General features: G+C 41.9%; 18 protein-coding genes. 10 read left to right on the forward strand and 8 right to left on the reverse strand.

The window, feature by feature from the left end; all coding sequences use genetic code 11:
* Window positions 1–174: 174 nt before the first annotated feature.
* Window positions 175–1185 carry an AraC family transcriptional regulator gene (locus AC1DO4_RS01065; protein WP_477404283.1) on the reverse strand — a complete coding sequence of 337 codons (1011 nt, stop codon included), beginning with the start codon at window positions 1183–1185 and terminating at the stop codon, window positions 175–177.
* A 142-nt stretch (window positions 1186–1327) separates the two neighbouring features.
* Between AC1DO4_RS01065 and AC1DO4_RS01070 the strand changes: the two genes are divergently transcribed.
* Entirely contained in the window at window positions 1328–1723 is a 396-nt protein-coding gene (locus AC1DO4_RS01070) for a nuclear transport factor 2 family protein (RefSeq protein ID WP_477412136.1), read from the forward strand.
* A 525-nt stretch (window positions 1724–2248) separates the two neighbouring features.
* Window positions 2249–2443, forward strand: a complete 195-nt coding sequence (locus AC1DO4_RS01075; protein ID WP_477404287.1) for a hypothetical protein — start codon at window positions 2249–2251, stop codon at window positions 2441–2443.
* Window positions 2444–2806: 363 nt separating this feature from the next.
* On the opposite strand, the gene AC1DO4_RS01080 is transcribed toward AC1DO4_RS01075, so the two are convergent.
* From AC1DO4_RS01080 to AC1DO4_RS01090, 3 genes are read right to left on the reverse strand one after another with little or no spacing between them, the layout of a single operon-like run.
* A complete protein-coding gene (locus tag AC1DO4_RS01080; protein WP_477412138.1) occupies window positions 2807–3802 on the reverse strand; it encodes an MlaD family protein in 996 nt (331 codons plus the stop codon).
* Between the two features lie 23 nt (window positions 3803–3825).
* Complete coding sequence (locus AC1DO4_RS01085) at window positions 3826–4599, reverse strand: ABC transporter ATP-binding protein (RefSeq protein ID WP_477412140.1); 774 nt, start codon at window positions 4597–4599, stop codon at window positions 3826–3828.
* 12 nt (window positions 4600–4611) lie between these two features.
* Window positions 4612–5418 (reverse strand): MlaE family ABC transporter permease, encoded by an 807-nt coding sequence (locus AC1DO4_RS01090; protein ID WP_477404293.1) that lies wholly within the window; start codon window positions 5416–5418, stop codon window positions 4612–4614.
* Between the two features lie 518 nt (window positions 5419–5936).
* Here AC1DO4_RS01090 and AC1DO4_RS01095 point away from each other — a divergent pair.
* From AC1DO4_RS01095 to AC1DO4_RS01110, 4 genes are all read left to right on the forward strand, one after another.
* Complete coding sequence (locus AC1DO4_RS01095; protein WP_477412143.1) at window positions 5937–6815, forward strand: AraC family transcriptional regulator; 879 nt, start codon at window positions 5937–5939, stop codon at window positions 6813–6815.
* Window positions 6816–7371: 556 nt separating this feature from the next.
* Window positions 7372–9225, forward strand: a complete 1854-nt coding sequence (locus AC1DO4_RS01100) for a sodium:solute symporter family protein (protein ID WP_477412145.1) — start codon at window positions 7372–7374, stop codon at window positions 9223–9225.
* Between the two features lie 14 nt (window positions 9226–9239).
* Window positions 9240–10424: a glycoside hydrolase family 130 protein gene (locus tag AC1DO4_RS01105; RefSeq protein ID WP_477412147.1), complete on the forward strand. Its 1185-nt coding sequence runs from the start codon at window positions 9240–9242 to the stop codon at window positions 10422–10424.
* A 79-nt stretch (window positions 10425–10503) separates the two neighbouring features.
* Window positions 10504–11715 carry an AGE family epimerase/isomerase gene (locus AC1DO4_RS01110; RefSeq protein WP_477412149.1) on the forward strand — a complete coding sequence of 404 codons (1212 nt, stop codon included), beginning with the start codon at window positions 10504–10506 and terminating at the stop codon, window positions 11713–11715.
* Window positions 11716–11850: 135 nt separating this feature from the next.
* Here the strand turns inward: AC1DO4_RS01110 and AC1DO4_RS01115 are convergent, their stop codons facing one another.
* From AC1DO4_RS01115 to AC1DO4_RS01125, 3 genes are all read right to left on the reverse strand, one after another.
* Window positions 11851–12660 (reverse strand): hypothetical protein, encoded by an 810-nt coding sequence (locus tag AC1DO4_RS01115; RefSeq protein WP_477412151.1) that lies wholly within the window; start codon window positions 12658–12660, stop codon window positions 11851–11853.
* Window positions 12661–12880: 220 nt separating this feature from the next.
* Window positions 12881–14179, reverse strand: a complete 1299-nt coding sequence (nhaA, locus tag AC1DO4_RS01120) for a Na+/H+ antiporter NhaA (RefSeq protein ID WP_477412153.1) — start codon at window positions 14177–14179, stop codon at window positions 12881–12883.
* Window positions 14180–14404: 225 nt separating this feature from the next.
* The gene (locus tag AC1DO4_RS01125) at window positions 14405–16273 is read right to left on the reverse strand and encodes a M1 family metallopeptidase (protein ID WP_477412155.1); all 1869 of its coding nucleotides are present in this window, start codon (window positions 16271–16273) and stop codon (window positions 14405–14407) included.
* A gap of 145 nt (window positions 16274–16418) precedes the next feature.
* Between AC1DO4_RS01125 and AC1DO4_RS01130 the strand changes: the two genes are divergently transcribed.
* Window positions 16419–16655: a hypothetical protein gene (locus tag AC1DO4_RS01130; protein WP_477404402.1), complete on the forward strand. Its 237-nt coding sequence runs from the start codon at window positions 16419–16421 to the stop codon at window positions 16653–16655.
* A gap of 211 nt (window positions 16656–16866) precedes the next feature.
* Here the strand turns inward: AC1DO4_RS01130 and AC1DO4_RS01135 are convergent, their stop codons facing one another.
* A complete protein-coding gene (locus AC1DO4_RS01135; protein ID WP_477412157.1) occupies window positions 16867–17628 on the reverse strand; it encodes an NUDIX hydrolase in 762 nt (253 codons plus the stop codon).
* 198 nt (window positions 17629–17826) lie between these two features.
* On the opposite strand from AC1DO4_RS01135, the gene bglX reads away from it, so the two are divergent.
* The 3 genes from bglX (at window position 17827) to AC1DO4_RS01150 (ending at window position 26031) form a co-directional block, all read left to right on the forward strand.
* Window positions 17827–20139 (forward strand): beta-glucosidase BglX, encoded by a 2313-nt coding sequence (gene bglX / locus AC1DO4_RS01140; RefSeq protein ID WP_477412159.1) that lies wholly within the window; start codon window positions 17827–17829, stop codon window positions 20137–20139.
* Window positions 20140–21071: 932 nt separating this feature from the next.
* The gene (locus AC1DO4_RS01145) at window positions 21072–24239 is read left to right on the forward strand and encodes a SusC/RagA family TonB-linked outer membrane protein (RefSeq protein WP_477412161.1); all 3168 of its coding nucleotides are present in this window, start codon (window positions 21072–21074) and stop codon (window positions 24237–24239) included.
* A 25-nt stretch (window positions 24240–24264) separates the two neighbouring features.
* Window positions 24265–26031: a RagB/SusD family nutrient uptake outer membrane protein gene (locus AC1DO4_RS01150; RefSeq protein WP_477412163.1), complete on the forward strand. Its 1767-nt coding sequence runs from the start codon at window positions 24265–24267 to the stop codon at window positions 26029–26031.
* The last annotated feature ends 17 nt before the right edge of the window (window positions 26032–26048 follow it).

Raw genomic sequence — 26048 nt, forward strand, 5'->3', positions numbered from 1 at the left:
GTTCTAAATCAGGATCATTATAAGTGACAATTTGTTGATGATCCCGTTTTTCAAAAAGGCTTTAACAGCCACTGTTATCATGTAAAGTTGTTACGGTTATAATCGGGTGTTAGATGCAATATCCAGGCTTAGGCTGGTGCGGTGAAAACACCGACCAGAGGTTAGCGGAATGATTCAGTTGCTGGTTATTCGCTGAAAACTTGTAGGTGGATAGCCGGTCCAGCGCTTGAAACTTCGCGTAAACGCACTTAGTTCATTGTAACCAAGCATATATGATATTTCTTTAACCGAATAATCCCCTGTTTGTAGATAGTCTGTTGCAATAGATTTCTTAACCTCATCCGCCAGTTGTTGGAAGCTTATGCCGCCATCTTTAAGTTTTCTTTGCAAGGTACGTGCGCTGCTATTGAAATTCGAGGCGACGTCATCCAGTGACGGTACACCTAAATATGAGTTGGCAATCATATAGTCGTAAATGCGGCTTTTCAAAGTTTTTGAATTTTCATTCATTTGCAAAGCCTTGCTACTAATTTGTAAGAGAAACTGTTGCATATCGTAATTAGCAGTTATAATTTCCAGATTCCAATATGCTTTATCAAAGGTTATTCTATTTGATGTTGCGTCTGCAATCGTTTTACAACGCATCACTCTATCATATTCAGACTTATATTTAATCGGTCGGGCGATGGATACTTCCAGGGGATGCAATTTACGCATTACCAGTCCATCAAGTTCATGTATTACAAAGACCATCAGAAAATCCAACACCTGTGTAATAGACGAAATCTGTTGCCAATCGGTAATTTCTGATTTAAATTCTATAGAAAATGTTTCATTTTGTTGCTCAATAGCTAAAACGAAGGCGGTGGTTATCAGTGGTGTAAATGATGCTGCAATGGTTAATGCACTACCAACATTGTCGCTGGTTTTTATAAGTTCCCCGACAATTCCAAGGGCAGAAAGCTGAAGCGATTCACCAAAATGAAGACCAAATAAATCATCTTTACTTATATGGACTGCATTAATCCACACATCTTTTATCTGCTTCTCAGTAAGTGGTTGTTCATCATTTCTTAACTGGCTCATTGAAATATTCGCAAGCCGGCATAAATCATCAGGTGAACATTCCCTTTGTGCCAAGTAGCCTAATAATCCGATTATCAATTTTTTTTGTTGGTCAGCCATAGTACAGATAAAATTACTATCCCTAAGATTCTCGAACAAATTTTGGCGTAAAATGGTAAGCCTTTTTCTTTTAATGGTAATTCCTGGCAGGTTCAATATCTGATCTTTGAAAATATTAAATCACTAAACTTCATAAATTGTCATGGAAAACAACACAAAACAAGTAGTAGTAAATTTTTTAAACGCAGTTCAGGCTGTCGACTTGGGACAACTGGAAACTTTATTACACCCTGAAATACAGTGGAAGCAACCAGGTAATAATCAATTGTCTGGTGTAAAAAATAACCGCGATGAAGTATTTCAGATGGTTGGGAAGATGTTTGAATTATCAAACAATACCATAAAATTAAATGAGTACAATTCTATTTCCGTAAATGGCGACAAAGTAGCCTGTGTACTTCACTGGCAAGCTCAAAATTCCCTGAAGTTGCTGAATGTAATAAACATTGATCTCTACACTGTTAAGAATGGCCAGATTCATCAAGCTGAAATTTTTACCGAAGACGAGGAGCAGGAAGATGATTTTTGGGGCAAGTAAAATCAATGCGGTATAAATTTGCAGTTCTTCAGGGCGTTTTGTGAATCTAACAGAATTCATATAAATTATATCCTGCAAGAACTGCAAATTATCATACTCACTACCCGGTTCAACACTATACATATCCTTCCATCAATAATATAGCATTTAATCATATTTCAGCTACGCCAATCCCTATAAATAATGGCCATCGAAAATTAATTTTATATATTTTGTCACAAACGGTCAAGAGGCAACTCTTCCGGTAAATATTATGAAACAAAAAATTCAGTTCAAAAGCGAAGGATTAACTCTGGTCGGCGATCTTTATATGCCAGAAGCTTATGATCAATCAAAAAAATGCCCGGCAATTTAGTGGGCGGCACCATCTTGGCGCAAGTCTTGTGATGTGGAATAGCGCGACGGCTGACTTGTGACCCAGTTATAAATTGGCAATCTCCTAATCCTATAAATCAAGGTTCAGGCAAGAGAGACATCCACACATCTGCTTTGCAAACATTGCTAATTCTGCATTGTTGTTTCCATATGAAAAAGAGAACGATGCCCATAGAACCGGATGAAATGCCGGTTACACCCGAAAGGCCGGAAATACGGCAACCTACCGATCCGGGTGAGCCACAGGTACCCGAAGAAGGACCCGAAAATATACCGCAGGAGGTGCCGCCTGCAGAAAAACCCGAAATCAGTACGCCTGATACTACACCTCCGCCAGAAAAGTAAATAGTTAGCCTAGTTTTTATTCCCGGCTGTTTTCATCCCGCTATACAGAGCGGACCTGCACCGTTCGCGATTGCCGCGCGGCGCTACCCATGAGGTATTCGATTTCGAGGTGTAAAGGCCTGTCAGTCTGAGTAATCTTTATTTGGTTACAAATAATCGCATTGAAAATGACATTTTTTCAATACTGATAATCAGCAAGTTATAGACTTGTCATTGGCAGCCTGTCGAAGACTCGTGCGGAGAGGACTTTGCCCGCTATGGTTCGACAGGCTCACCATGACAGGCCTTTTAACAACGTCATTCCCACTTCAGAGTCCCCGGATTTTAGATCTTATAATGACAATAATAATTGAATTGTAAAGCTTACTGCCCCGCCTTTTTCAAACTATCTGCCTTCGCTTTTTTCGCCTTATCCTTAAAAAAACCTTTCAGGAAAAAGTTGTGCTGGGCGGCTTCCAGGTCGTCGTTTAGTTTGATGGAGCTTTGTTGCAGGTAGTTTAGGGTAGTTTGTACCTGTACTGCGCCTCTGGGGTCGTTTAGTAATACGCCAATGGCGTTATCCGTTCTATTCAGCTTGTCGCTGGCTTTGTTGAGGTTATTGGTTAGGGTTGATGCATTGTTAGCGGCGCTTTGCAATTGGTTTACCGCCTGCCTTATTTTGTTGAATGTAGCGGTATCGGTAAGCAGGTTATCGGCAAGGCCGCCTTTGGTATTCATCTTATTGCTAAAGTGGTTAAGCTGCACGGCCATTTGGGCCGCGCTTTGGGTGGCTGCCTGTAAGTTAAGCATCGAGGCGCGTAACTGGTTGGCCATGGTATTATCGGCCATTAAAGCGCCAACGGTTCCTTTACCAGCCAGTATCTGGCGACTCAGGGCTTTAAAATCGGTGGTTATGGCAAGCAGGTTCTGGTTATTTTCCTGCAGGGTTTTCAGAAGATCATCTGTCGACAGCATTTTTTCGGCTTGCAGCACATCGCCATCCTGTACCTCGGGCGCCTGCGGACTGCCGCCATCTATCACAATGATCTTATTACCTATTAAACCATCCGAGCTGATTTTAGCCTGGGCATTGCGGTGGATGTATTGCTGGGAGGCTTCATCGATATTCATAAAAACCTGTACTTCGGCGGGGCCTACAAATTTAACCGCGCTGATGGTGCCTACCTTAACGCCCGAGAACCAAACGTTGTTGCCCTTTTTTAGCCCCGCAACATCGCTAAAAACCGAGCTGAGCTTTATGTTTTTTACAAAAGACTTTTGCTGGCCGCCAAGGGTGAATACGCCAAGTATAAACAGGATTAAGCCTAAGGCTAAAAATACGCCTACTATAATTGCTTTTTTATTTTCTGATGAATCCATGATAATGGTATAATGTCTTTTTTTTACTGTATAAAGTTGTAATCAAAAAAAGGTTTAACCCGGCTGTCGTCGGTATTAAATACTTCTTTGAAGGTGCCGGTACGCTGAAAACGCCCGTCTAAGAGCATAGCTATGCGGTCGCCGGTTTGTTTGGCGCAGGTTAAATCGTGTGTTATAATGATGGATGATGTGTTGAAACGTTCCTGTACCTCGTTAATCAGGTCGTTGATCTCGATGCAGGTAATAGGGTCGAGGCCGGCGGTGGGCTCATCATACAGCATAATCTCGGGCTTAAGGATCAGCGTGCGCGCTATCCCTATCCGTTTACGCTGCCCGCCCGAAAGCTCGGATGGCATCTGGTTAATGGTTTGCGACAGGCCTACAGCATCAAGCACTGTTTCAACCGCGGTGTTGATCTCCTGGCGGGTAATGCTCCTTTGGTTGCGTACCAGCGGAAACTCCAGGTTTTTGCGTACCGTCATACTATCATACAAGGCGCTGTTTTGAAAAGAGAAACCTATCCTGATGCGCAGCTGCTGCAGTTCTTCTTCGCTGATGTGGGCCAGGTTATGCCCCAGTACGTTAACCTCGCCTTTATCCGGACTTAGCAAACCGGATATGATCTTGATCAAAACAGATTTTCCAGAACCCGACCGGCCCAGCACCACCAGGTTTTCGCCCTGGTACAGGTCAAGGTCGATACCACGCAAAACGGCATAATCCTCAAAAGCTTTTTCGAGCCCCCTTACGCTGATAACCGGGTTGTTGTGGTCTGCTTTTACTATTTTCTTCTCCATATCTCCCTGTAATTAACGGAACCAGCTGGTTATCTGTACTATAATAATCTCTTCAATAAATACCAGGAACATGGCGGTTACCACGGCACCGTTGGCGGCCTTGCCCACACCCTCGGTTCCTTTGCTGGAGTTAAAGCCCTGGTAGCAGCCCACTATGCCAATGGTAAACCCAAATACAATGGATTTTACAAGCGATGCCACAAAATCGGTATAAGTTAAGGGATCAAATACTTCCTGTATAAACGTGCTCCAGGTAGTGCCCTCGTTTTGGTTTACATTTAAAAATCCGCCAACTATAGCAATAAAGCCGGTATAGGTTGATAAAATGGGGATTGTAAGCGTAGTGGCCAGCACGCGGGTGCATACCAAAAATTTAAAAGGTTTGGTGCCCGATACTTCCATGGCGTCTATTTGCTCGGTTACGCGCATGGAGCCCAGCTCGGCGCCAATGCTTGAGCCAACTTTACCCGATGCTATTAATGCAGTTACCAAGGGAGCCAATGCCCGCATAATGGCTATAGAAACCAATGACGGCAGCCACGACTGAGCCCCAAATTGCGAAAGCGACGGCCTTGATTGCTTGGTAAATATAACCCCGACAATAAAGCCGGTTACGGTTATTAATGTAAATGAGCGTACACCTACTTCAAAACATTGTTTCATTACTTCTTTAAGCTCAAAAGGCGGCATAAACGCCTCCCTGAAAAAGCGGAGAATGAACTGGTTAATCCGGTACAGGCTGATAAAAAAATCGGTAACACTTTGCCTGAGTTTCGACCTTTTTTTTATTACTGCCGGTGTGCTTTCTGCTGTATCCATTAAATATGGGGTAGTAGTTTTTGATTCTTTTTTGTTATGGTTAATCTACAACAATTATTCACTATTTGTTTGCCTGTGAATATATTATAGGACGCAATGTTAAATTGTTATGACCAATGCTTTATGCGCTGCCTTAATATCATCAGTTAAATGCCTGCCCTTACCCGCATAAACGTGTACTTTAAGTACTGACCATTTGGGTTAAAAGTTAAAATTCTATTTAGGTGCAAACCTAAATGTTACAATTTATATGAGCGTTAATTAAGTGTAAAAATTTGTCGCATAAATGACTACTTTTTATAGATTTTTCTCGATTTTTCTATGATTTTTCTCATTTTTTTGATGTTTTATATACACATAAATTGCCTGGAAAATAGTTGCTTTTTATGGTGATCTGGCAGATAAGATGATGGGATACACTGAAGAAAATTATTCAAAACTTACAAAAATGATGGATAGTTGATATTTGTTTGTTAAATTCGTATCAATATTTTCTTCTATTTAAACCTGTACAATTTATGCCTGCAAGTAATGTGATGCGCGAAATAACGCCGCTCACCCCCAGCGATTGCTTTACCATTTTTTCGAGAGCTAAAAAAAAGTTCGATTTCCCGCTGCATTACCATGATGAGTATGAACTTAACCTGGTTATTAATGCCAAAGGCGCCAGGCGTGTGGTAGGCGGCCATATTGAGGTGATTGATGATGTGGAGCTGGCCCTGGTTGGCCCTAATTTGTACCATGCCTGGTTTACGCACCAATGCCAGAGCGAGGAGATTACCGAGGTAACCATCCAGTTTCACAAAGATTTGTTTGATGAAAAATTCCTGAAACGTAACCAGATGAGCTTTGTAAAAAGCATGCTGGAGCGCTCGCTACGCGGGATAGTTTTTTCGCCCGAAACGATATTGGCGTTGAAAGACCGGATCATAAACCTGGATAAGAAGAGCGGCTTTGATTCGGTGCTCGAGCTGATGTCTATCCTGCATGACCTTTCTATATCGCGCAATATGAGGATGTTATCTGATCCGAGTTTTACCAACGATAAGTTTTATTACAACAGCCGCCGTATCGAAAAGGTATTTGAGCACATGAATGTAAACTACAACAAACAGGTAACCCTTGCCGAGGTATCAAAAATTGCCAACATGCCCGAGGCTTCCTTCAGCAGGTTTATCAAAAAACGTACAGGTAAAACCTTTATCGATAGTTTAAACGAGATCCGCCTTGGCCACGCCTCCCGCATGCTGATAGACTCCACCGCCACCGTTGCCGAAATAGCTTATAAATGCGGGTTTAACAATATCTCTAATTTCAACAGGATCTTTAAACGCAAAAAGCTGTGTATCCCCAAAGAGTTCAGGGAAACGTACACCGGTAACCGGGTGTTTATTTAAGCAATTTGAAAATATGGTAATTTGAAGATTAGTGAACATTCCGAAAGTTAGCTGCTTAGCGTTTGTTTTGACGGGGTGCGGTTGGAAAACTTTGACTTTTTTTGTATATTTGGATGTAGTCACAAGGGGTGCCTTTTCCCGGCAATAGTTATAACTACTTCCCTTTTTTCTAAAGAACTACAATACAAAAAAATAAATATAATTACTTTATTTCAAGTGTTTTACATGTATTTCGGGGCTGGATTAAGGGTTCTGTCAGGTATATGGAAGATAACGGTAAAGTGATTGGAAAGTGTATGAAAGGTGTTGCAAAGGTATACCAAAGTAGAGTGTAAAGTGCATCTTAAAATATCAGGCAAGAGCTGGCTTTTCTTCTTCAAAATATTAGCCAATTCATCATGAATTTTACTCAACTCGTCAATAAGTAAAATTTAAGGTTAAAAAAGTATTATAAAAATAGCTTTTATAAACCCATTTTTGGAAACGCCAATTAATGGGTTTGATAAGAATTTGGAATTTTCAAATTCTCAAATCTTCAAATTCTCAAATTATATAGATGAAGCTGCACTTAGTCGACCTTACCATCATAGTGTTGTACCTGCTAAGCACCATTTTTATTGGTTTGTGGTATCGTAAAAAGGCCCGCGAAAATAAGGAGAGTTATATGCTTGGTGGTAAATCGCTGCCCTGGTATAAGCTGGGATTGAGTGATGCATCGGATATGTTTGATATCAGCGGCACCATGTGGATGGTGAGCCTGTGCTTTGTATATGGCATGAAAAGCATCTGGATCCCCTGGCTGTGGCCGGTATTTAACCAGGTGTTTTTAATGATGTACCTCTCGCGGTGGCTGCGCCGCTCAAACGCTGCCACAGGTGCCGAATGGCTGGCTACCCGTTTTGGCAAAACCGGCCCTGGTGTAGGCAGCTCACACAAAATAGTGATCGCATTTGCTTTATTAAGCTGCCTGGGCTTTTTGGCTTATGGGTTTATTGGCCTGGGTAAGTTCATCGAGATCTTTATTCCATGGGATTTGGTGAAGGTATATGTTCCCTTCAATATTGCTCCGCAGTATGTGCCTCATATTTACGGCATTATATTTACACTGTTTGCTATGTTCTATTCCATTTTGGGCGGCATGCATAGCATTGTTTTGGGCGACATGATTAAGTACGGCATTATGTCTGTTGCCTGTATCTGGATAGGTTTTATAGCTGCCAACAAGTTAACCGCGCATAACCTCAACGTGCCTGACGGCTGGTACAGTCCATTTTTTGGTAAGCACCTGGATATGAACTGGTCGGGCATTATTACCGAGGTTAACCAAAAAATACAGGAAGACGGTTATTCGCTGTTCGGCTTGTTTTTTATGATGATGACTTTTAAAGGTTTCTTCGCGGCGCTGGCCGGACCGGCGCCAAATTACGATATGCAAAAGATCCTCTCCACCCGTTCGCCCGAGGAAGCCAGTAAAATGAGCGGATTTGTAAGCATTATCCTGCTGCCTATCCGCTACTCGCTTATTGTAAGTTTAACCATATTGGGTTTGCTGTATTACCATGAAATGAACCTGAAAGATGCCGCCGGTAGTATCGATTTTGAAAGGATTTTGCCGGCGGTTATCAATAACTTTTTACCTGTAGGGTTGGTGGGTTTGTTGCTTGCCGGTTTATTAGGGGCCTTCATGAGTACATTCAGCGGTACCATGAATGCGGCCCAGGCCTATATTGTTAACGATATTTATCTTAAATACTATAACCCTGCAGCATCTACCAAAAAAATCATCACTATGAATTACCTGGTTGGAGTAGTTGTAGTAGCAGTAGGGGTGTTCCTGGGCTTTTTTGTAAAGGATGTAAACAGTGTGCTGCAATGGATCGTATCGGCGCTTTACGGCGGCTACATCGCATCCAACGTGCTCAAATGGCATTGGTGGCGCTTTAATGCCAATGGCTTCTTTTATGGGATGCTGGCCGGCATTTTATCCTCGATGATATTCTCCGGGTTATCCTTCCTGTTTCCGCAGTTATTTCCTACCGGAGCGCTGCTGTACTGGTTCCCGATGTTGTTTTTAATCTCGATGGCCGGTTCGGTTATAGGCTCCTATGCAAGCGCACCTACAGATATGGAGGTTTTAAAAGCTTTTTACAGCAATGTACGTCCCTGGGGTTTCTGGCAGCCGGTTAAAAAACTGGTAATGGCGCAGGATGCAAGCTTCGTACCCAATAAAAACTTCAAACTGAATATGTTCAACGTGGTAATAGGTACAATAGGGCAACTATGCCTTACCATATTGCCCATGTATCTCATCCTCAACCGAAAAATGCCATTGCTGGTAACCGTAGCCTTGCTGGCTGTGATCATGCTGATCCTGAAAAGAACATGGTGGAATAAATTAAAAGATTATTGATAGCATAGATATATATGACCCCTGAATTTAAAAAAAGGCTGGCCCTGCTGCAACAGGAACAACAACAACTTATAACAAAACCCAATCAAACAGCCGGTACCGGTAATGGTGTTTTTGATCGTTATATAAACCCGGTGCTTACGGCGGCACATACCCCCATCAACTGGCGGTATGACCTGAATGCTGCTACCAACCCATACCTCATGGAGCGTTTTGGTATCAATGCGGCTTTTAATGCCGGCGCTATAAAGTTTAATGGCAGGTATATGATGGTGGTGCGTGTGGAAGGGGCAGATCGTAAATCCTTTTTTGCAGTGGCCGAAAGCCCCGATGGCGTGAGCAACTTCACTTTCCGGGAATATCCTATCGATCTGCCGCAAACGGATGAGCCTGATACCAATGTATACGATATGCGATTAACGCAGCACGAGGATGGCTGGATCTATGGCCTGTTCTGCACCGAAAGGAGAGACCCCGCCGCCCCGGCGCACGATCAATCAATGGCTGTTGCCGCCTGTGGAATTGCCCGCACAAAGGACCTGGCGCAGTGGGAACGCCTGCCCGATTTAAAAACCAATTCGCCGCAGCAACGGAACGTAGTGTTGCATCCCGAGTTTGTCGATGGCAAATATGCCATGTACACCCGTCCGCAGGATGGTTTTATAAGCGCTGGTACGGGTGGGGGTATTGGTTTTGGTTTAACCGATAACATGGAAAATGCGGTTATTGACCAGGAAACTATCATCGATAATAAAATTTATCATACCGTTTACGAAGCCAAAAACGGCCAGGGCCCGGCGCCTATAAAAACGGGCAAAGGATGGCTGCACCTGGCGCATGGCGTACGTAACACCGCAGCCGGGTTGCGTTATGTGCTGTACATGTTCATGACCGACCTGCATAACCTCACCAAAGTTTTATACAAGCCCGGTGGTTACTTTTTAGCGCCCGAGGGAGAAGAACGGGTGGGCGATGTATCAAATGTTGTTTTTTGTAACGGCTGGATAGCCGATGAGGATGGCAAAGTATTTATTTATTATGCTTCATCAGATTCACGCATGCATGTAGCTACCACCACAGTTGATAAACTGGTTGATTATGTGGTGAATACCCCTGCGGATGGATTTAGATCATCAACTTCGGTTGATACGGTTTATGAGATTATCAACAGGAATAAAAATTTGCAGGATGCTGTTTGAAATTTTTATAAGAAAATAGCCTTAATATCATTCCATCACAATGACTTTTTAGCTTTGTAGCGGTTTTTATCTATAAAAAATGCATATACATACAGATGGTCCCGGAGATATATTGGCAAACTACAAAACCGAACTTACTACTGAGTTAAGTAACATAGTTGCCTACTGGCAAAAACATGCGCCAGACGAGATAAACGGCGGTTTTTTTGGTAAGATAGATAATGATAACAATGTTACCGCCAATGCACCCAAAGGTTCGGTTCTGAACGCGCGGATCTTGTGGAGCTTTTCGGCGGCTTATAATTTAAGGCCGGATGCCGAAAGTTTGCAAATGGCGCACCGGGCTTATGCTTATATAAGCAGGTATTTTATTGATGCCGAATTTGGCGGTGTATACTGGTCGGTTGATTATGAAGGCAATAAACTGGATACTAAAAAGCAGGTTTATGCCAGCGCATTCACCATATATGCCCTGAGCGAATATTACAGGGCTTCGGGCTTGGTTGCTGTGAAAGAACACGCAATAGCCCTGTATCATTTACTGGTTAATAAAAGCTACGACAAGCATAAAACCGGTTACTTGGAAGCCTTCACCCGCGACTGGCAACCTATTGGCGATCTGCGCCTGAGCGCCAAAGACGCCAACGAAAAGAAGACCATGAATACCCATCTGCATGTACTGGAGGCGTACACCAACCTATACCGGATCTGGCCCGATAAAGGACTCCGGAAGCAGATAAAAACGCTGATAGGGAATTTTTTCGATCATTTTATCGATGTAAAAACCCATCATCTCGTGTTGTTCTTTGATGAAGATTGGACTCGAAAATCGGATACGATATCATACGGGCACGATATTGAGGCAACCTGGCTTTTGCTGGAAGCTGCCGAGGTAATAAATGACATATTGTTGGAAGAGGATGTTGAGGAAATGTGCCCTTTGATAGCCGATGTTGTTTTGAAAGGCCTGGATAACGACGGCGGTTTATGGTACGAGTACGAGCCTGCCAAACATCACCTCATTAAGGAGAAACACTGGTGGGTACAGGCCGAGGCGATGGTGGGCTTTTTTAACGCCTGGCAAATCAGCCGGGATCAAAAATACCTTGATCTATCTGTAAAAAACTGGGCTTTTGTAAAGGCTAAAATACTGGATCAGCAAAACGGTGAATGGTTTTGGGGGATAAAGGAAGACGGCAGCATTATGCCTGGTGAAGATAAGGTTGGCCTTTGGAAATGCCCTTATCACAACAGCAGGGCTTGTATTGAAATTATAAAACGGATAAAATAAAAAATTACTTATGTTTTGATAAGGACAAGAAGATTAATACCTGCCATCAGAGATTTTTAAAATGCAAAAGTAAACTAAGAATTCTTCAAAAATTGAACAAGTGTTAGATGTATTTTGGTTAAAAAAAGGCTTAGATTAATATCGGATTCCAAGATTATTACATATTAACTTAAGCATTTGTTCTGGGAGTTGTTGTTTGCCTGCCAAAAACAGGTCTACTTCTTCTTGCCGACCAATTATGGGTTTTAACATCGGCCTGAGTAAGTCGAAGTTTTTTATAGTAAGCCTAATAACATCAGATATGTCCAACTCAGGTAAAATAAGTTTGGTATCCTCATAGTGTTTCACTAATGGCAGCAATGAACTTAATTCCTCAAATTCGGGTGTATCTGGTCGGGCGTCAAAAATAGAAATAGCTCTGTTTAAGGCCTGCTCATATTCTACCTTTGTTCTGTAATCCAGATCGCTTTCTACATAAAGTGGTCTGGGATGTACGGTTACTTCTTTAATAAAATTAATATTGACTGGGTTGCCGTCCGCATTTACCATTATTTCTCCCGTATGCTTTATTGAGGACGACATCGGCGGCGGGGTAAGTACGACGGTTGTTTTTATAACTCGGAAATTTAAACCCGGATTTTTGGCCCGTTCTTTTTTAAACTCGGCATGCATATAATCTTCCAGTTCTTTTCGTGTACCCAGCCAAGAAATATAAGTGGTTTTAAGCAAATAATTAGTACGATACTCAATTTGGTATTCGCCGTTATTTAATGGCGAGGACGCAGAAGAAGACTCACCCGGGGATGATCTTTCAATTTGCCGGGATATACTTTTTGCTTCCCTATAAGGAAAATCCCTAAGCCAGTTTAAAAAAGCTGTTTGCGCTTGGGGCTGCTGCTGAATATAGTCGGCTATCTTATTCTTTGCGATCAAATTTATTTCCATAGTTCTAAGATACAAAACCGATGACGTATTACATGCAATGTAAACTGACCATTAATTTTTCGACTCCGTTAATTCCGTTTGTTACTTATATGTTACTCTTAACAAATAAGATGCTGAATATCAATTAGTAAATATATTCCGACCATAAGCTAAACCACTGTGGCAAAATTCTATAATTCGTTTAATTCCGGTTCAGATAAAATCCTGGTTCAAAAAACCCTTACGATTTCTTCAACACAACCACCCCCAAAATCCCCGCCAATAGCGAAGCCAGCAAAATCCCATACTTAGCCTGGTTAACCATTTCGGGATGGGTAAATGCCAGACCTGAGATAAAAAGCGACATGGTGAAACCAACCCCGGCTAACAGGGCTACGCCTGTAATTTGTTTCCAGCTGGCTTTTGCGGGTAGCTGCGCGCCAAATTTAACCATTAGCCAGGTTGCCAGTAAAACGCCTGCAAATTTACCTGCAAGCAAACCAATGGCTACGCCCATACTTACCGGGTTAAGCAACGATGTAAAGAAACCGGCGCCAATAATGATCCCGGCATTTGCAAGCGCAAACAGCGGCATTACTATAAAAGCTACCCAGGGATGCAGGGCGTACTCTACTTTTTGCAGCGGTGTTTCGGCATCCATGCTTAGTTCTTTTATTTTTTCGATGGTATGGTGTTGCTCGGATGTGGTAAGGGTGCTGTTGTTTGGGATCTGTTTTTCAAAATCAAATAACAATTTCTTCAGGCTTTCGGCATAGCTTTTTTCGTTGATGCGTGTACGCGCGGGGATAGTAAATGCTACCAGTACACCGGCTATGGTAGCGTGCACGCCCGAGAGTAGAAATGCTACCCAAACCGCGAAGCCTATCACCAAATAAAAAATAATACTGCGGATGCCCAGTTTATTGCCAATGAGTAATATCACCAATAGCCAAACCCCAATAGTTAATGGCACAAGCGCAATATGCGAGCTGTAAAATATGGCAATGACCAATACGGCACCCAAATCGTCGGCCACAGCCAAAGCCGATAGAAACACTTTTACCGACGATGGAATCTGCTTGCCCGCTATAGATAGAAGTGCAAGTGCAAAGGCAATATCAGTAGCCATAGGGATACCCCAGCCATGTTCGGCATCTGTACCTTTGTTAATGAAAAAGTAAATGAGGGCAGGCACCAGCATCCCGCCCAAAGCGGCTACCATGGGCAGCGATGCCTTTTTTAAGGTAGATAGCTCGCCGGCCATAAATTCCCGTTTCAGCTCCAGGCCTATCACAAAGAAAAATACTGCCATCAGGCCGTCGTTTATCCACAGGTGCAATGGATGATCGAGCACATAGCCCCCAAAACCGAGCGAAATTTTAATATCCCAAACCTGATGGTATGAATGCGCGAACGGGGAATTTACCCAAATAATAGCCGCCAAAACGCTAATAAAAAGCACTATCCCGCTGGTATGCTCCTGGTGTATGAACTTACTTACCGGCTCGGTGAATTTATCAATTGGTAGTTTTTGCCTCATTATTTTTTTTAGTATCAAGTAATTAGTATCAAGTATCAAGACAGAAGATTGGCGTTATGTATTTGATAAGTTTTCAGAACCGTCATTGCTTCGTACCTACCCATCGACGTGTTTGTTTTAATCGTATATCTCCTTCAAAAACGGCCGGTTACCATGACGATTGGGAGAAGTCTTAGCTTCTTTTCCCTGTCCTTTATCTTTACTCCCAAAATCCTTGCTCCAACCTCAGGGTTTCCAAACATTATTCTTTTTATCTGCATCAGCATCGTAAGTGGTGCCCAGCAAGATTTGTTTTATTGCCCCTTTTGCAATAAAACTCAGCGTGGTTGTTTTGTTGTCTTTTGCCCACGCCACAATGCTTTTGCCCACCAATTGCTTGCTGCCATCCACATAAAAAACGGTGAGATGTATGGGTACTGCTTTGTTGCCTATGCTGGTAATTGAAACGGTATACTTTGATGCCGCATGGGTTACTTTGCTAATGGCAAGGTCGGGTATTCCATTATCAAAAAACCAGTTTTTCCAGAACCAGTTCATGTTGATGCCTGCTCCGGCGTTCATACAATTAAAAAAGTCGTGCGGCATGGGGTGTTTGCCATGCCAAAGGCTGATGTAGTTGTGCAGGGCTTTGGTAAACAGTTTATCGCCCAGCATTTCTTTTACATACAGGTATCCCAGGCCTGGTTTAGGATAATTATCGATGAATTTGCCAACGCCTGTTAACGCGGGGGTAAGTGTCATGATCGGTAAATCCTGTTCAGATCCTGCAGAAACATTTACCGCGCCCATGCCATAAAGATCTACAATTGTAGGGTCAATCTCCGGGCTAATAAGCCATTCGCCAATAGTTGCCCAGCCCTCGTCCATAAAGCCATACTTGGTTTCGTTAATCCCCATATAAAAGGGGAACATGGTATGGAAGATCTCATGGTCGGTTAATTCTATCGCATCCTCGGTTTGATCCAGCGGGTTGTCATTTACCATCATGGGGTATTCCATCTGGTCCAGGCCGTCAAAAACGGTTTCATGCGGGTATGGGTAAGGCCATTTAGGGAATTTATAGCTCATGGTTTCTACCGTTTTGCGGGCATAATTTACTACCGCGAAGTAATCCTTATGGGCAGGGTTAAACACTGCATCTACACGGGTACGCCTGCCGGTTTTTGGATCAACAACCAGGCTGCTTGCCTTCCAGATGTAATGATTACTGGTGGCAAAGGCCAGATCGGTAACACTATCGGCCTCAAATTTCCAGGTATTGGTAAGGTTCTTTTTAGTTATATCCGCTGCCGCCAAATCCGCTTCGGTAATAATATCAGTTACCTTATCATCATGGCCCGCTGCGGTTATCAGTTTTACGTATTTGGGATTGTAAACCTCATCGGGGTTTTTAAGATCACCGGTTGCCCAAACCTGGTAATCGCCGGGAACAGTGATCTCGGCGCTGAAATGACAAAAATCATTATAAAACTCTTGCGAACCTACATACGGGTATTCGTTCCAGCCATCAATATCATCATAAACAGCAACACGCGGGAAAAAGTAGGCTATAAAGAAAGCGCCATCATCTACCTGCCCGGTGCGGATATGTGATGTTTTGTTAAGCGTGTAGGAATAGGCAATATCTAAATGAACTTTTTGTTTAGGACTGACAGGCTGCACCTTTACCTCCATGTTGGTGCCGCTGATGTGGCGCTTTGCGCTATCTAATAGCTGGTTATCTATGCTCATGGATTTGATCTGCACGCCATCCGTAAGGTCGTTTGGCGATACCGCCATATCCCGTATTGCACCCTTTTGATAAATATTGGGATAAAGCTTAAACTGGATTTTTTTAAGTGTATCGGGGCTGTTATTGATATAATCGATACCAACTGTGCCGCTAAGCCAGCGGGTTTTAGGGTCGAAATTTACTTTTATGGTATAGTTTGCCGTGTTTTGCCAGTAATTTATACCAGGCGCACCACCTTTGGTACGTGTGCCTTTGGTATAGGTTTTTTGCAGGGTAGTGGTTAATGGTAAAGTTATTTGTGCCGATGCTATGGTAGTGCCCAATAGTAAAACTACAGGGAGTAATTTTTTAAGGTTGATCATGAAGCCAGATTATCAGTTATATTTGAGGTAAATATAATAAACAGGAAAATAAAGCTGTTGGATTTAACAGTTAGTACGTTATTATTACATCCGGCTAAACCATTATCAGCCTGTTTAAGTATTTCCAATTATAAATTGAATTACAATGACTGCAGAAAAAATGATCATCATTACAGGCAGGCAATACCTCGAACTTAAAGAAAGTTTAGAGAGTGGCCAGGGCCTTACCTATAATATAGGCACCGATAAGCATCCCGAAATGGTTAAAATAACCAATATGTATATGGATACCGATGCCGATTTTACCCGTAACTCGGGCCAGTTTGCCAAAATGAACGAAAGTTTAAATGTGCAGGTGAAGCTGGAGTATGTGGCGGAATAGGGTTTTAAATTAAGTAAATAGATCGTGATTGCGAGAACTAAAGTCCGGGGACTCTGAAGGGGAAATGACGTTTTAAAAGGTTGTCATCCTGAACGGAGTGAAGGATCTATTCGGAGACTGTACGGGGCGAAGAAGCATGGCGTATAATAGATGCTTCAATCCGTTCAGCATGACAAAAGGCTTTTTTGCAAATACGTCATGGGTATAATCTCTACCATCCCCCCTTAAAACCTTCCGTTAATGCATTACTATAATTCTTCAGATCGAAAGAGTATAAATAAGGGGCTTTATGTGCTCCTCCCTTACGGGGTTGCTCGGCACGGTTAAGGATGCCAAAGCCTAATATACGGCGTTGAAAATTGCGCCGGTCCAGTTTTTTATCCAGTATGGTTTCGTACAGTTTTTGCAGCTCGGGCATGGTAAATTCTTTTGGCATCAGGTTATAGCCAATAGGCTGATAGTTTAGCTGCAGGCGCAGAGTATCCAAAGCGGTTTTAAATATCAGGGAATGATCCAGCTGCAGTTCGGGCATATCATCCAGGTCGCGCCAGCCGCATAGCTCCGAGAAACGGTCGGCTTTTGGTGTTACTTCAAAAAAGTCGACCAAGGCATAATAGCCTATAGTTAAAAACCTGTTCGAGAACCAGTTTTGCTCGGGCGGCAGCATATCGGCATACATCTCATTGTGCACCTTTGACCTATCCGGATCACCAAAAATATGAAACTGCTGCAAAAAGATCTCATCAAGGCCGGTGCGTTCATGTAGTATGCGGTTGGCCGCCATTTCAATAGGTTCGCGCTTAAGCACAAAGCCGCCGGGCAGGTACCATTTTTCCTCGTTGTGGTTTTTTAACAGCAGCACCTTCATTTGCCCTTCGTGAAATCCAAAAACCACACAGTCAATAGAAATATGCTCAAGGTAGGTTTTACGGGCCTCGTTACAGTACTCAATTAGTTCTTGTTTGCTTAACATTTGCGCTATTCTACAAAAATAGTTTGATTATTTAATTATAATAATTACTATTGTGTACTTTATACACAATAAGTTTGTTGCTGTATTATAGCCAATTATAAACGATAATTTTTAATTAAGTAGTTATACAAGGGGCATATTGCGCTTTTACCTATCAAATTCTGTTAATTAATCTTCCTATCAACGTAAATTAAAAAAATGAACAAGAATTTTTCAACTCAACTTATAGCCAGGGTTATTCCGCTTTGTGTGGTGTTGCTGCCTTTTAATAAGGTATCGGCCCAAACCCAAGCCGTGGACACGAAAATGAATGTTTTTGTGAGTGGCTTGATGAAGAAAATGACACTCGACGAAAAAATTGGTCAGCTTAACCTGGTAACCAGCGGTGCAGCAACAACAGGTTCGGTGGTAAATAAGGGAGTTGAAGACAAAATTAAAAATGGCGCCATTGGTGGTGTATTTGGCATTTGGGGCGCCGATAAGGTAAGAGAAGTACAGGACGTGGCCGTTAAAAAATCAAGGTTGCACATTCCCCTTATATTTGGTTTGGATGTTATACACGGGCACCGCACCATTTTCCCTATCCCTTTAGGGATGTCGGCTACCTGGGATATGGGTTTGATTAAACAATCGGCCCAGATAGCTGCTAAAGAAGCCACTGCCGAAGGGCTAAACTGGGTGTTTTCGCCAATGGTTGATATTGCAAGAGATGCCCGCTGGGGGCGGATCTCCGAAGGATCGGGCGAAGATCCCTGGTACGGAGGGGAGGTAGCCAAAGCGATGGTACAGGGTTATCAGGGCAGCAGCATGAAAAATGCCGATGCGGTTATGGCCTGCGTAAAACACTTTGCATTATATGGCGGGGCCGAAGCGGGTAGGGAATACAATACGGTTGATATGAGCCGCATTAAAATGTACCAGGATTACCTGCCGCCTTATAAGGCGGCTGTTGATGCAGGCGCAGGCAGTTTCATGAGCTCATTTAATACTATTGATGGTATACCTGCCACAGGCAACCAATGGTTATTAACCGATTTACTGCGTAAGCAATGGGGTTTTAAAGGTTTTGTAGTATCAGATTATACGGCTGTAAACGAAATGGAAGCCCATGGCCTTGGCGATTTGCAAACAATATCGGCACTGGCATTAAAAGCCGGACTGGATATGGATATGGTTGGCGAAGGCTTTTTAACAACGCTTAAAAAATCGTTGAAAGAAGGTAAAATAAGCCAGGCGGATATTGATCTGGCCTGCCGTCGTGTGCTTGAGGCAAAATACAAATTGGGCCTGTTTGATAATGCCTATAAATCTATTAACCCGGCAAGGGAAGCCACCGATGTGTTAACGCCCGGAAACCGCGGTATTGCCCGTAATATTTCTAAACATTCATTTGTATTATTAAAGAATGACGCGCAAACCCTGCCGCTTAAAAAAGGAGGGAGTATTGCATTGGTTGGCCCGCTGGCCGATAACCAGCGCGATATGCTGGGCACCTGGGTAGTGGCCGGTGAATGGGAAAAATCAATTAGTGTGATGCAGGGTATTAAAAACGTGGCAGGCAATAATGTGACAATCAACTACGCAAAAGGATCAAACATTACCGATGACCTTAGCTTTATAAACAGGCTTAACTTTTTTGGCCAGAAAATGGTAACCCAGGATAAAAAACCGGTTGATGAAATGATTGCCGACGCTGTTGAAGCTGCAAAAAAATCGGATGTGATTGTGGCGGTAGTAGGCGAGTCGCAAAKCATGTCGGGCGAATCATCAAGCCGTGCTGATATTGATATTCCCGAAAGCCAGAAGAACCTGTTGAAGGCCCTGGCCAAAACAGGAAAACCGCTTGTTATTGTTTTGTTTAACGGTCGCCCGCTTACTTTAACCTGGGAAAACGACCATGCCAGCGCCATACTTGATGTTTGGGCACCAGGCACCGAAGCCGGCAATGCAATAGCCGATGTTTTATTTGGCGATTATAATCCGGCCGGTAAAATTACTGCCACCTTCCCGCGCAGTGTAGGGCAGATCCCTATTTATTATAACCACAAAAATACCGGCAGGCCTTATGATGGTAAGGGGCCATCTAAATTTAAATCAAACTACCTGGATATCTCAAATGATCCGCTTTATCCGTTTGGTTATGGCTTAAGCTACACCACATTTGGTTACAGCGACGTTAAATTAAGTAAAACCAAATTAAAAGGAAATGAAACCTTAACCGCCACCGTAACGGTCACCAATACCGGTAAATACGCAGGCGAGGAAGTAGTTCAGTTATACATCAGTGATCCTGCAGCTTCTGTTAGCCGTTCGGTAAAAGAATTGAAGAATTTTAAAAAGATAAGCCTGCAGCCGGGTGAGGCTAAGGAGGTATCATTTGCAATAACTCCCGGGCAATTAAAGTTTTACAACAGCCAGTTAAAATATGAGTGGGAGCCGGGGGAATTTGTTGTACAAATTGGCACCAATTCAAGTGATACTCATATGGCGTCTGTGTGGTGGAGCAAGTAGGATATGGAAATTATTGTTAAGATATTTTTTAATAATAATATATAATGTCTTATATGATCCCTTGACTTATAAGGTTGAATATATTCCACTAAAAAGCGCTATGCATTTAAAATGTATAGCGCTTTTTAGTGGAAAGGCATTTTTTGACAAATATCAATGTTACGTTCGCTTGTAAATAAATGTAGCAGGAACATTTATTATTTTATTTATAAATGTTCCTACTACATTTATAAATCCGTAAAATAATAAATGTTGTAATGACATTACTGCTCAATTATGATGATATTTTAACATTTAACTGTAGTAAATTGTGTAACATTTTTATAGCGTTAACAAGGGTAAAATTCAAAGGGATAAAACAATTTTGTACTAATATAAATGCTTAACGCATGATTTTGATGATACATTATCCGTAACAGCAGGATTTTTACTTTATAAAAATTTTAAATAAGTGATCTTTTTATTAATGATTTGTTAATAAAATATTCACAATTTGTGATTTTAACGCCTTAATGGTTGTATAAATAATTAATTTGTAAATCTGCACTTTTCACTTGTGTAAACAATACACTCTCATTACATTAGTTGCATAGCCAATATAAATTTCTGGAACGCCAGAAACAATACAAATTCTGATATTATTATAACATTTAGTAGTGTATACCTTAGTATTTAAGGAACATGAAAAGAGGGTAACGGGGACAGGTTAAATTTGTTACAGGAAGTTCATTTATGATTAGACTTTTACATTCCAACACTTTAAAATCTTCATTTTTTGCCTGGCGCCTTTTTGTGAGCCAGCCTCCAGGTTTTTTTGTTCTCACCAAAAAAATCGTTGCGAGGCATGTTATAGTCGAGTTGCAAACTTAAAAAACACCAAATAGAACACAAGATCTTAAATCAAATATATTAATCAACTAAATCTCAATCTCATGTTTAAAAGTTTACTCCTAAAAGGAAGATTCCTATGCGTGCTACTATGCTGCTTAGTTTCTTCATTGGTAGTTACAGCCCAAACAAAGTACAAGGGTAAAGTTATCGGCAGCGATGACAAGTTACCAATCATTGGAGCGTCGGTACGTATCCAGGGATCTACTACGGGCGCTGTAACAGATGTTAACGGTGAATTCACCCTTACATTAAGCCCCGGCCAAACGCTGGTAGTATCGTACATTGGTTACCAAACCAGCGAAGTTAAAGTTGGCGCCAGTACAACAATTTCAATTACCCTGGTTGCAGGCAGCAATGCACTGAACGAGGTAGTGGTAACAGGTTACAGCTCGCAACGTAAAAAAGACATCACCGGTTCGGTTGCTGTTGTTAACGTTGCCAACTTAAAAACTGTACCAGGTGGCCAGGCAGCTGCGTTATTGCAAGGCCAGGCAGCAGGTGTTACCGTTATTAACAGCGGTGCTCCAGGTGGTCAGAGTGCTGTACGTGTGCGTGGTATTACTTCAACCGGTAACTCAAGCCCGCTGTATGTAATTGACGGTGTTCAGGGGAAATTTGAAGACATCAATGCCAATGATATCGAATCTATCCAGGTACTGAAGGATGCGGGGTCTGCGGCTATCTACGGTGTACAGGGTTCAAACGGTGTGGTAGTTATCACAACAAAAAAAGGTAAATCGGGCAGAGCAACCATTACATATGATGCTTATTATGGCAGCCAGAAACCTTTAAGTGATGGTTTCCACATGGCAGGCAGCCAGGAATACGCTAATGCGCTTCAAAGATCAGTAGGTAGCGTACAGTATCCCGGCACAGGCGGCGCCATATTGAAAGATTATATTACCCCAACTGCTGCTAATGAAGGCGATCCGGGTACAAACCCTGCAACCTATAACATTAATAGCAACCAGATCACTAAAACCAATAAAGTTGGTACCGACTGGTTTCACGAAGTATTTAAATCTGCACCAAGAACATTCCATAATATTACTGCAAGTGGTGGCGGCGATAAATCGAACTATTTGATGTCAGTTAACTACTTGAATGAACGTGGTACATTGCTTAATACTTATTTAAAGCGTTACGCAATGCGTGTTAATACCAATTTTGCAATTGGCGATCATATCCGCGTTGGCGAAAATGCTTATTTATTTAATAAGGATAACCCAACAATTGGTAACCAAAATGAAGGTAACGCTATTTCTTACACCTATCGTCAGCCTCCTGTTATCCCTGTATATGATATCGCAGGTAATTTTGCAGGTACAAAATCGGCAGGTTTAAGTAACTCATCAAACCCTGTTGCCATACAAACACGTGCAAAAAACAATAAAGGTTACAACTGGACAATGCAGGGAAATATCTTTGCAGAAGTTGACTTCCTGAAACATTTTACTGCCCGTACAAGCATTGGTGGTACTTTTGAAAACTATTACTATTGGAGTTTTAACCCAACTGCTGTTGAAAACGCCGAAGGTAATACTAACCCAAATACTTTCCAGGAAAGCGCTGGTTACCACAGTAAATGGATCTGGACCAACACGGTTACTTACAACCAAAAATTTGGTAAACACGATGTTAAATTGTTACTTGGTGAAGAAGCACTTAACGATAATCAAAGAGGTTTACGTGCAGGCAGATCTAATTACAGTGTATCAACTACACCTGTTTATGTGGATTTGGATACAGGTTCACCACAAGGTCAAAGTAACCAAAACATCGATATCAATTACTTAAGACTTTACTCATACTTTGGTAAAGTAGATTATGCTTACAGTGATAAATATCTGTTAAGTGGTACTTTGCGTCGTGACGGTGCGTCAGTATTTTCTCCTGAGCATCGTTATGGTACATTCTACTCGATAACTGCAGGTTGGAGGATTTCACAAGAGTCATTTCTGAAAGATGTTAGCTGGTTAAATGACTTAAAACTACGCGGTGGTTATGGTGAATTAGGGTCTATCAGTAACATTGATAAATTTAATGCAACCAATTTATACGCGGCAAATCCTCAAAATTCATATTATGATATTGGCGGAACAGGTAACAGTGCTGTTTTAGGTATTTATCGTTCACAGATAGGTAACGCTTTAACCAGCTGGGAAACAGATAAAGTTACCAACATAGGTTTTGACGCAACTATCCTGAATAATAAACTGGAAATTGGTTTTGAACTTTACAAAAAGGATATTACTGGCCTGCTTTTTCGTCCAGATCCTCCGGCCGCACAAGGCGGTGCCATTAATGCATTTGTTAACGCCGGTAACATCAGTAATAAAGGTTTCGACTTGAGTGTAACCTATCATGGTAATGTTGGCAGTGATTTTAAATTCGATATCACCGGTAATATCACCAGCTACAAAAGCCGCGTTATTAGCTTGCCAGAGGGTAAAAAATATTATGATCGCCCTAGCAGTGGTTCAACACGTATAGGTTCATTTACAAGGTTCCAACCAGGTCAGCCAATGGGTGAGTTCTTTGGCTATGTAGTTCAGGGCTTATTCAGAGATGCAGCAGATGTAGCTGCCTCACCAACACAGGAAAGCGCTGCGCCGGGCTTCTTTAAATACAAAGATGTTAACGGAGACCATAAGATCACAGATGCTGACAGGACTTTCTTTGGTAATCCTAACCCTGACTTCACTTATGGCTTTACGCTGAATGCTAATTACAAAAACTTTGATTTTAATGCATTCTTCTATGGTTCAAAAGGTAACCAGAATATCAACTACGTAAAATACTGGACAGATTTTCCACAGGTATTTAAAGGTGGTGTTGCGAAAGGTATCATAGCTAACTCATGGACACCTACTAACCAAAATGCTACAATACCGGTATTAACTGCAGCTGCAAACTTCAGTAATACAGCTGTTTTCAATTCATATTACATGGAAAGCGGTTCATATTTAAGGTTGAAAACATTAACTTTAGGCTATAGTATTCCAAATTCACAGGTTAAACAAATAGGTATATCAAGATTAAGAATCTATTTGCAAGGTGCTAACTTGTTCACAATAACAAAATACAAAGGTTTAGATCCTGAAATTCAGCCATCTGACCTGAACAACAACACCAACTTCGGTATTGATTTTGGTAACTATCCAGCCAATCAGAAAACTTATTTAATAGGTGTACAGGCTACGTTTTAACAACTATTTTAAATAGATACAAGTCATGAAAAAATTTAAATTAAAATTAATTATCCCGCTGTGCTTGCTGTTAATATGTACAGTATACGCGTGTAAAAAAAGCTTTTTGGATAAGCCGGCCCTTGGTCAGATTGACCCTGCTCTATTGTCAAACAAAGCAGGTGTTGAGAGTTTATTAATAGGTGCTTACTCGGAGCTGGATGGTTACGGTGGTGCTGGTGCAGGACAGTCTGCCGCTCCATCAAACTGGATGTTTGGTAGTATTACCGGTGGTGATGCCTACAAAGGTTCAGATCCATCCGATGGTGCAAATGACCAAACCCCGGTAGCCTCCTTTAATTTACCGGCCACAAATGCCTTTATAGTTGGAAAATATAGTGCCCAGTATGATGGTGTTCAGCGTGCAAATGATGTTTTACGTGGTATTCCAAACGCGAAGGATCTTTCGGCTGATGATGTAAAAAGGATAACTGCTGAAGCAAGGTTTTTAAGAGGATATTTCTACTTTGAACTACGCCGTAACTTTTTTATGGTTCCTTATGTAGATGAAGCAATTGAACTTAAGAATGTTGGTGACGTCAAAAACGATAAAGATATTTATCCGATGATAGAAGCTGATTTTAAATTTGCTGCAGAAAATCTTCCAGAAACTCAACCTCAAAGAGGCCGCGCCAACAAATATGCTGCAATGGCTTACCTCGCAAAAGTTTACATGGCCGAAGCGAAGTATACAGATGCAAAACCTTTGTTGGCTACATTGATGACTTCAGGTAAAACTGCAGGTGGTCAAACATATGCGTTAAATGATCACTTCCAGCAAAATTTCAGCCCTGAAGCCGGTCAAAAAAACAGTGCTGAATCAGTATTTGCTGTTCAGGCTTCTGTAAACGATGGTTCATTGGGTAACAATAGTAACCAGGGCGATAACCTTAACTTTCCATACAACGGTGGTCCTGGTGGTTGCTGCGGTTTCTTTAATCCATCACAATGGTTAGCAAACTCTTATAAAACTGACGCTGCAGGTTTGCCGTTGCTTGATAATTTTAACGCAGCACCTGCTGTAACTGATGTTACTTACACCGGTACATTAGATCCTCGTATTGATATTACCATGGGCCGTAAAGGGATTCCTTATCTTGACTGGGGGCCGCACCCTGGTGATGCCTGGATTCGTAACCCGGGATCTGACGGTCATTTCAGCCCTAAAAAGAATGTTTACTCAAAAAGCGAAGTTGGTACCAATACAAGTACAGAAAATACCTGGACTTCTGCTTTAAGTACATCAAACAACGTTAATCTCATCCGTTATTCTGATATCATTTTATGGGCGGCAGAATGCGAAGTTGAAATTGGTAGCCTTGCAACTGCAATGGCCGATGTAAATATGGTGCGTGCACGTGCCCAAATAACAAGCGGCTGGGTTTATTTAAATTCACCTTATGATGCTTCTAAATCAATTTATACTGTTCAAACTACACCGGCAGCTAACTACAAAGTTGGTCTTTACACTTCATTCCCAACCCAGGAATATGCACGTAAAGCTGTACGTTTTGAACGTAAAATTGAACTGGCAATGGAAGGTCACCGTTTCTTTGATTTACAACGTTGGGGTAGCGCTTACCAGGCTGCCGAGATAAATGCATTTTTTGCAAGTGACAAGAGCATTGATATTACGTTGAAAGACGCTAAGTTTACACAAAATCAGGATGAGTATCGCCCTATTCCTCAGGCACAAATTGACATTGCCAATTCAAAAGGCCCAATTGTATTAAAACAAAATCCTGGTTATTAATTTTTGATAACCGGTTC

The organism is Mucilaginibacter sp. P5_A6, from assembly GCF_056400585.1.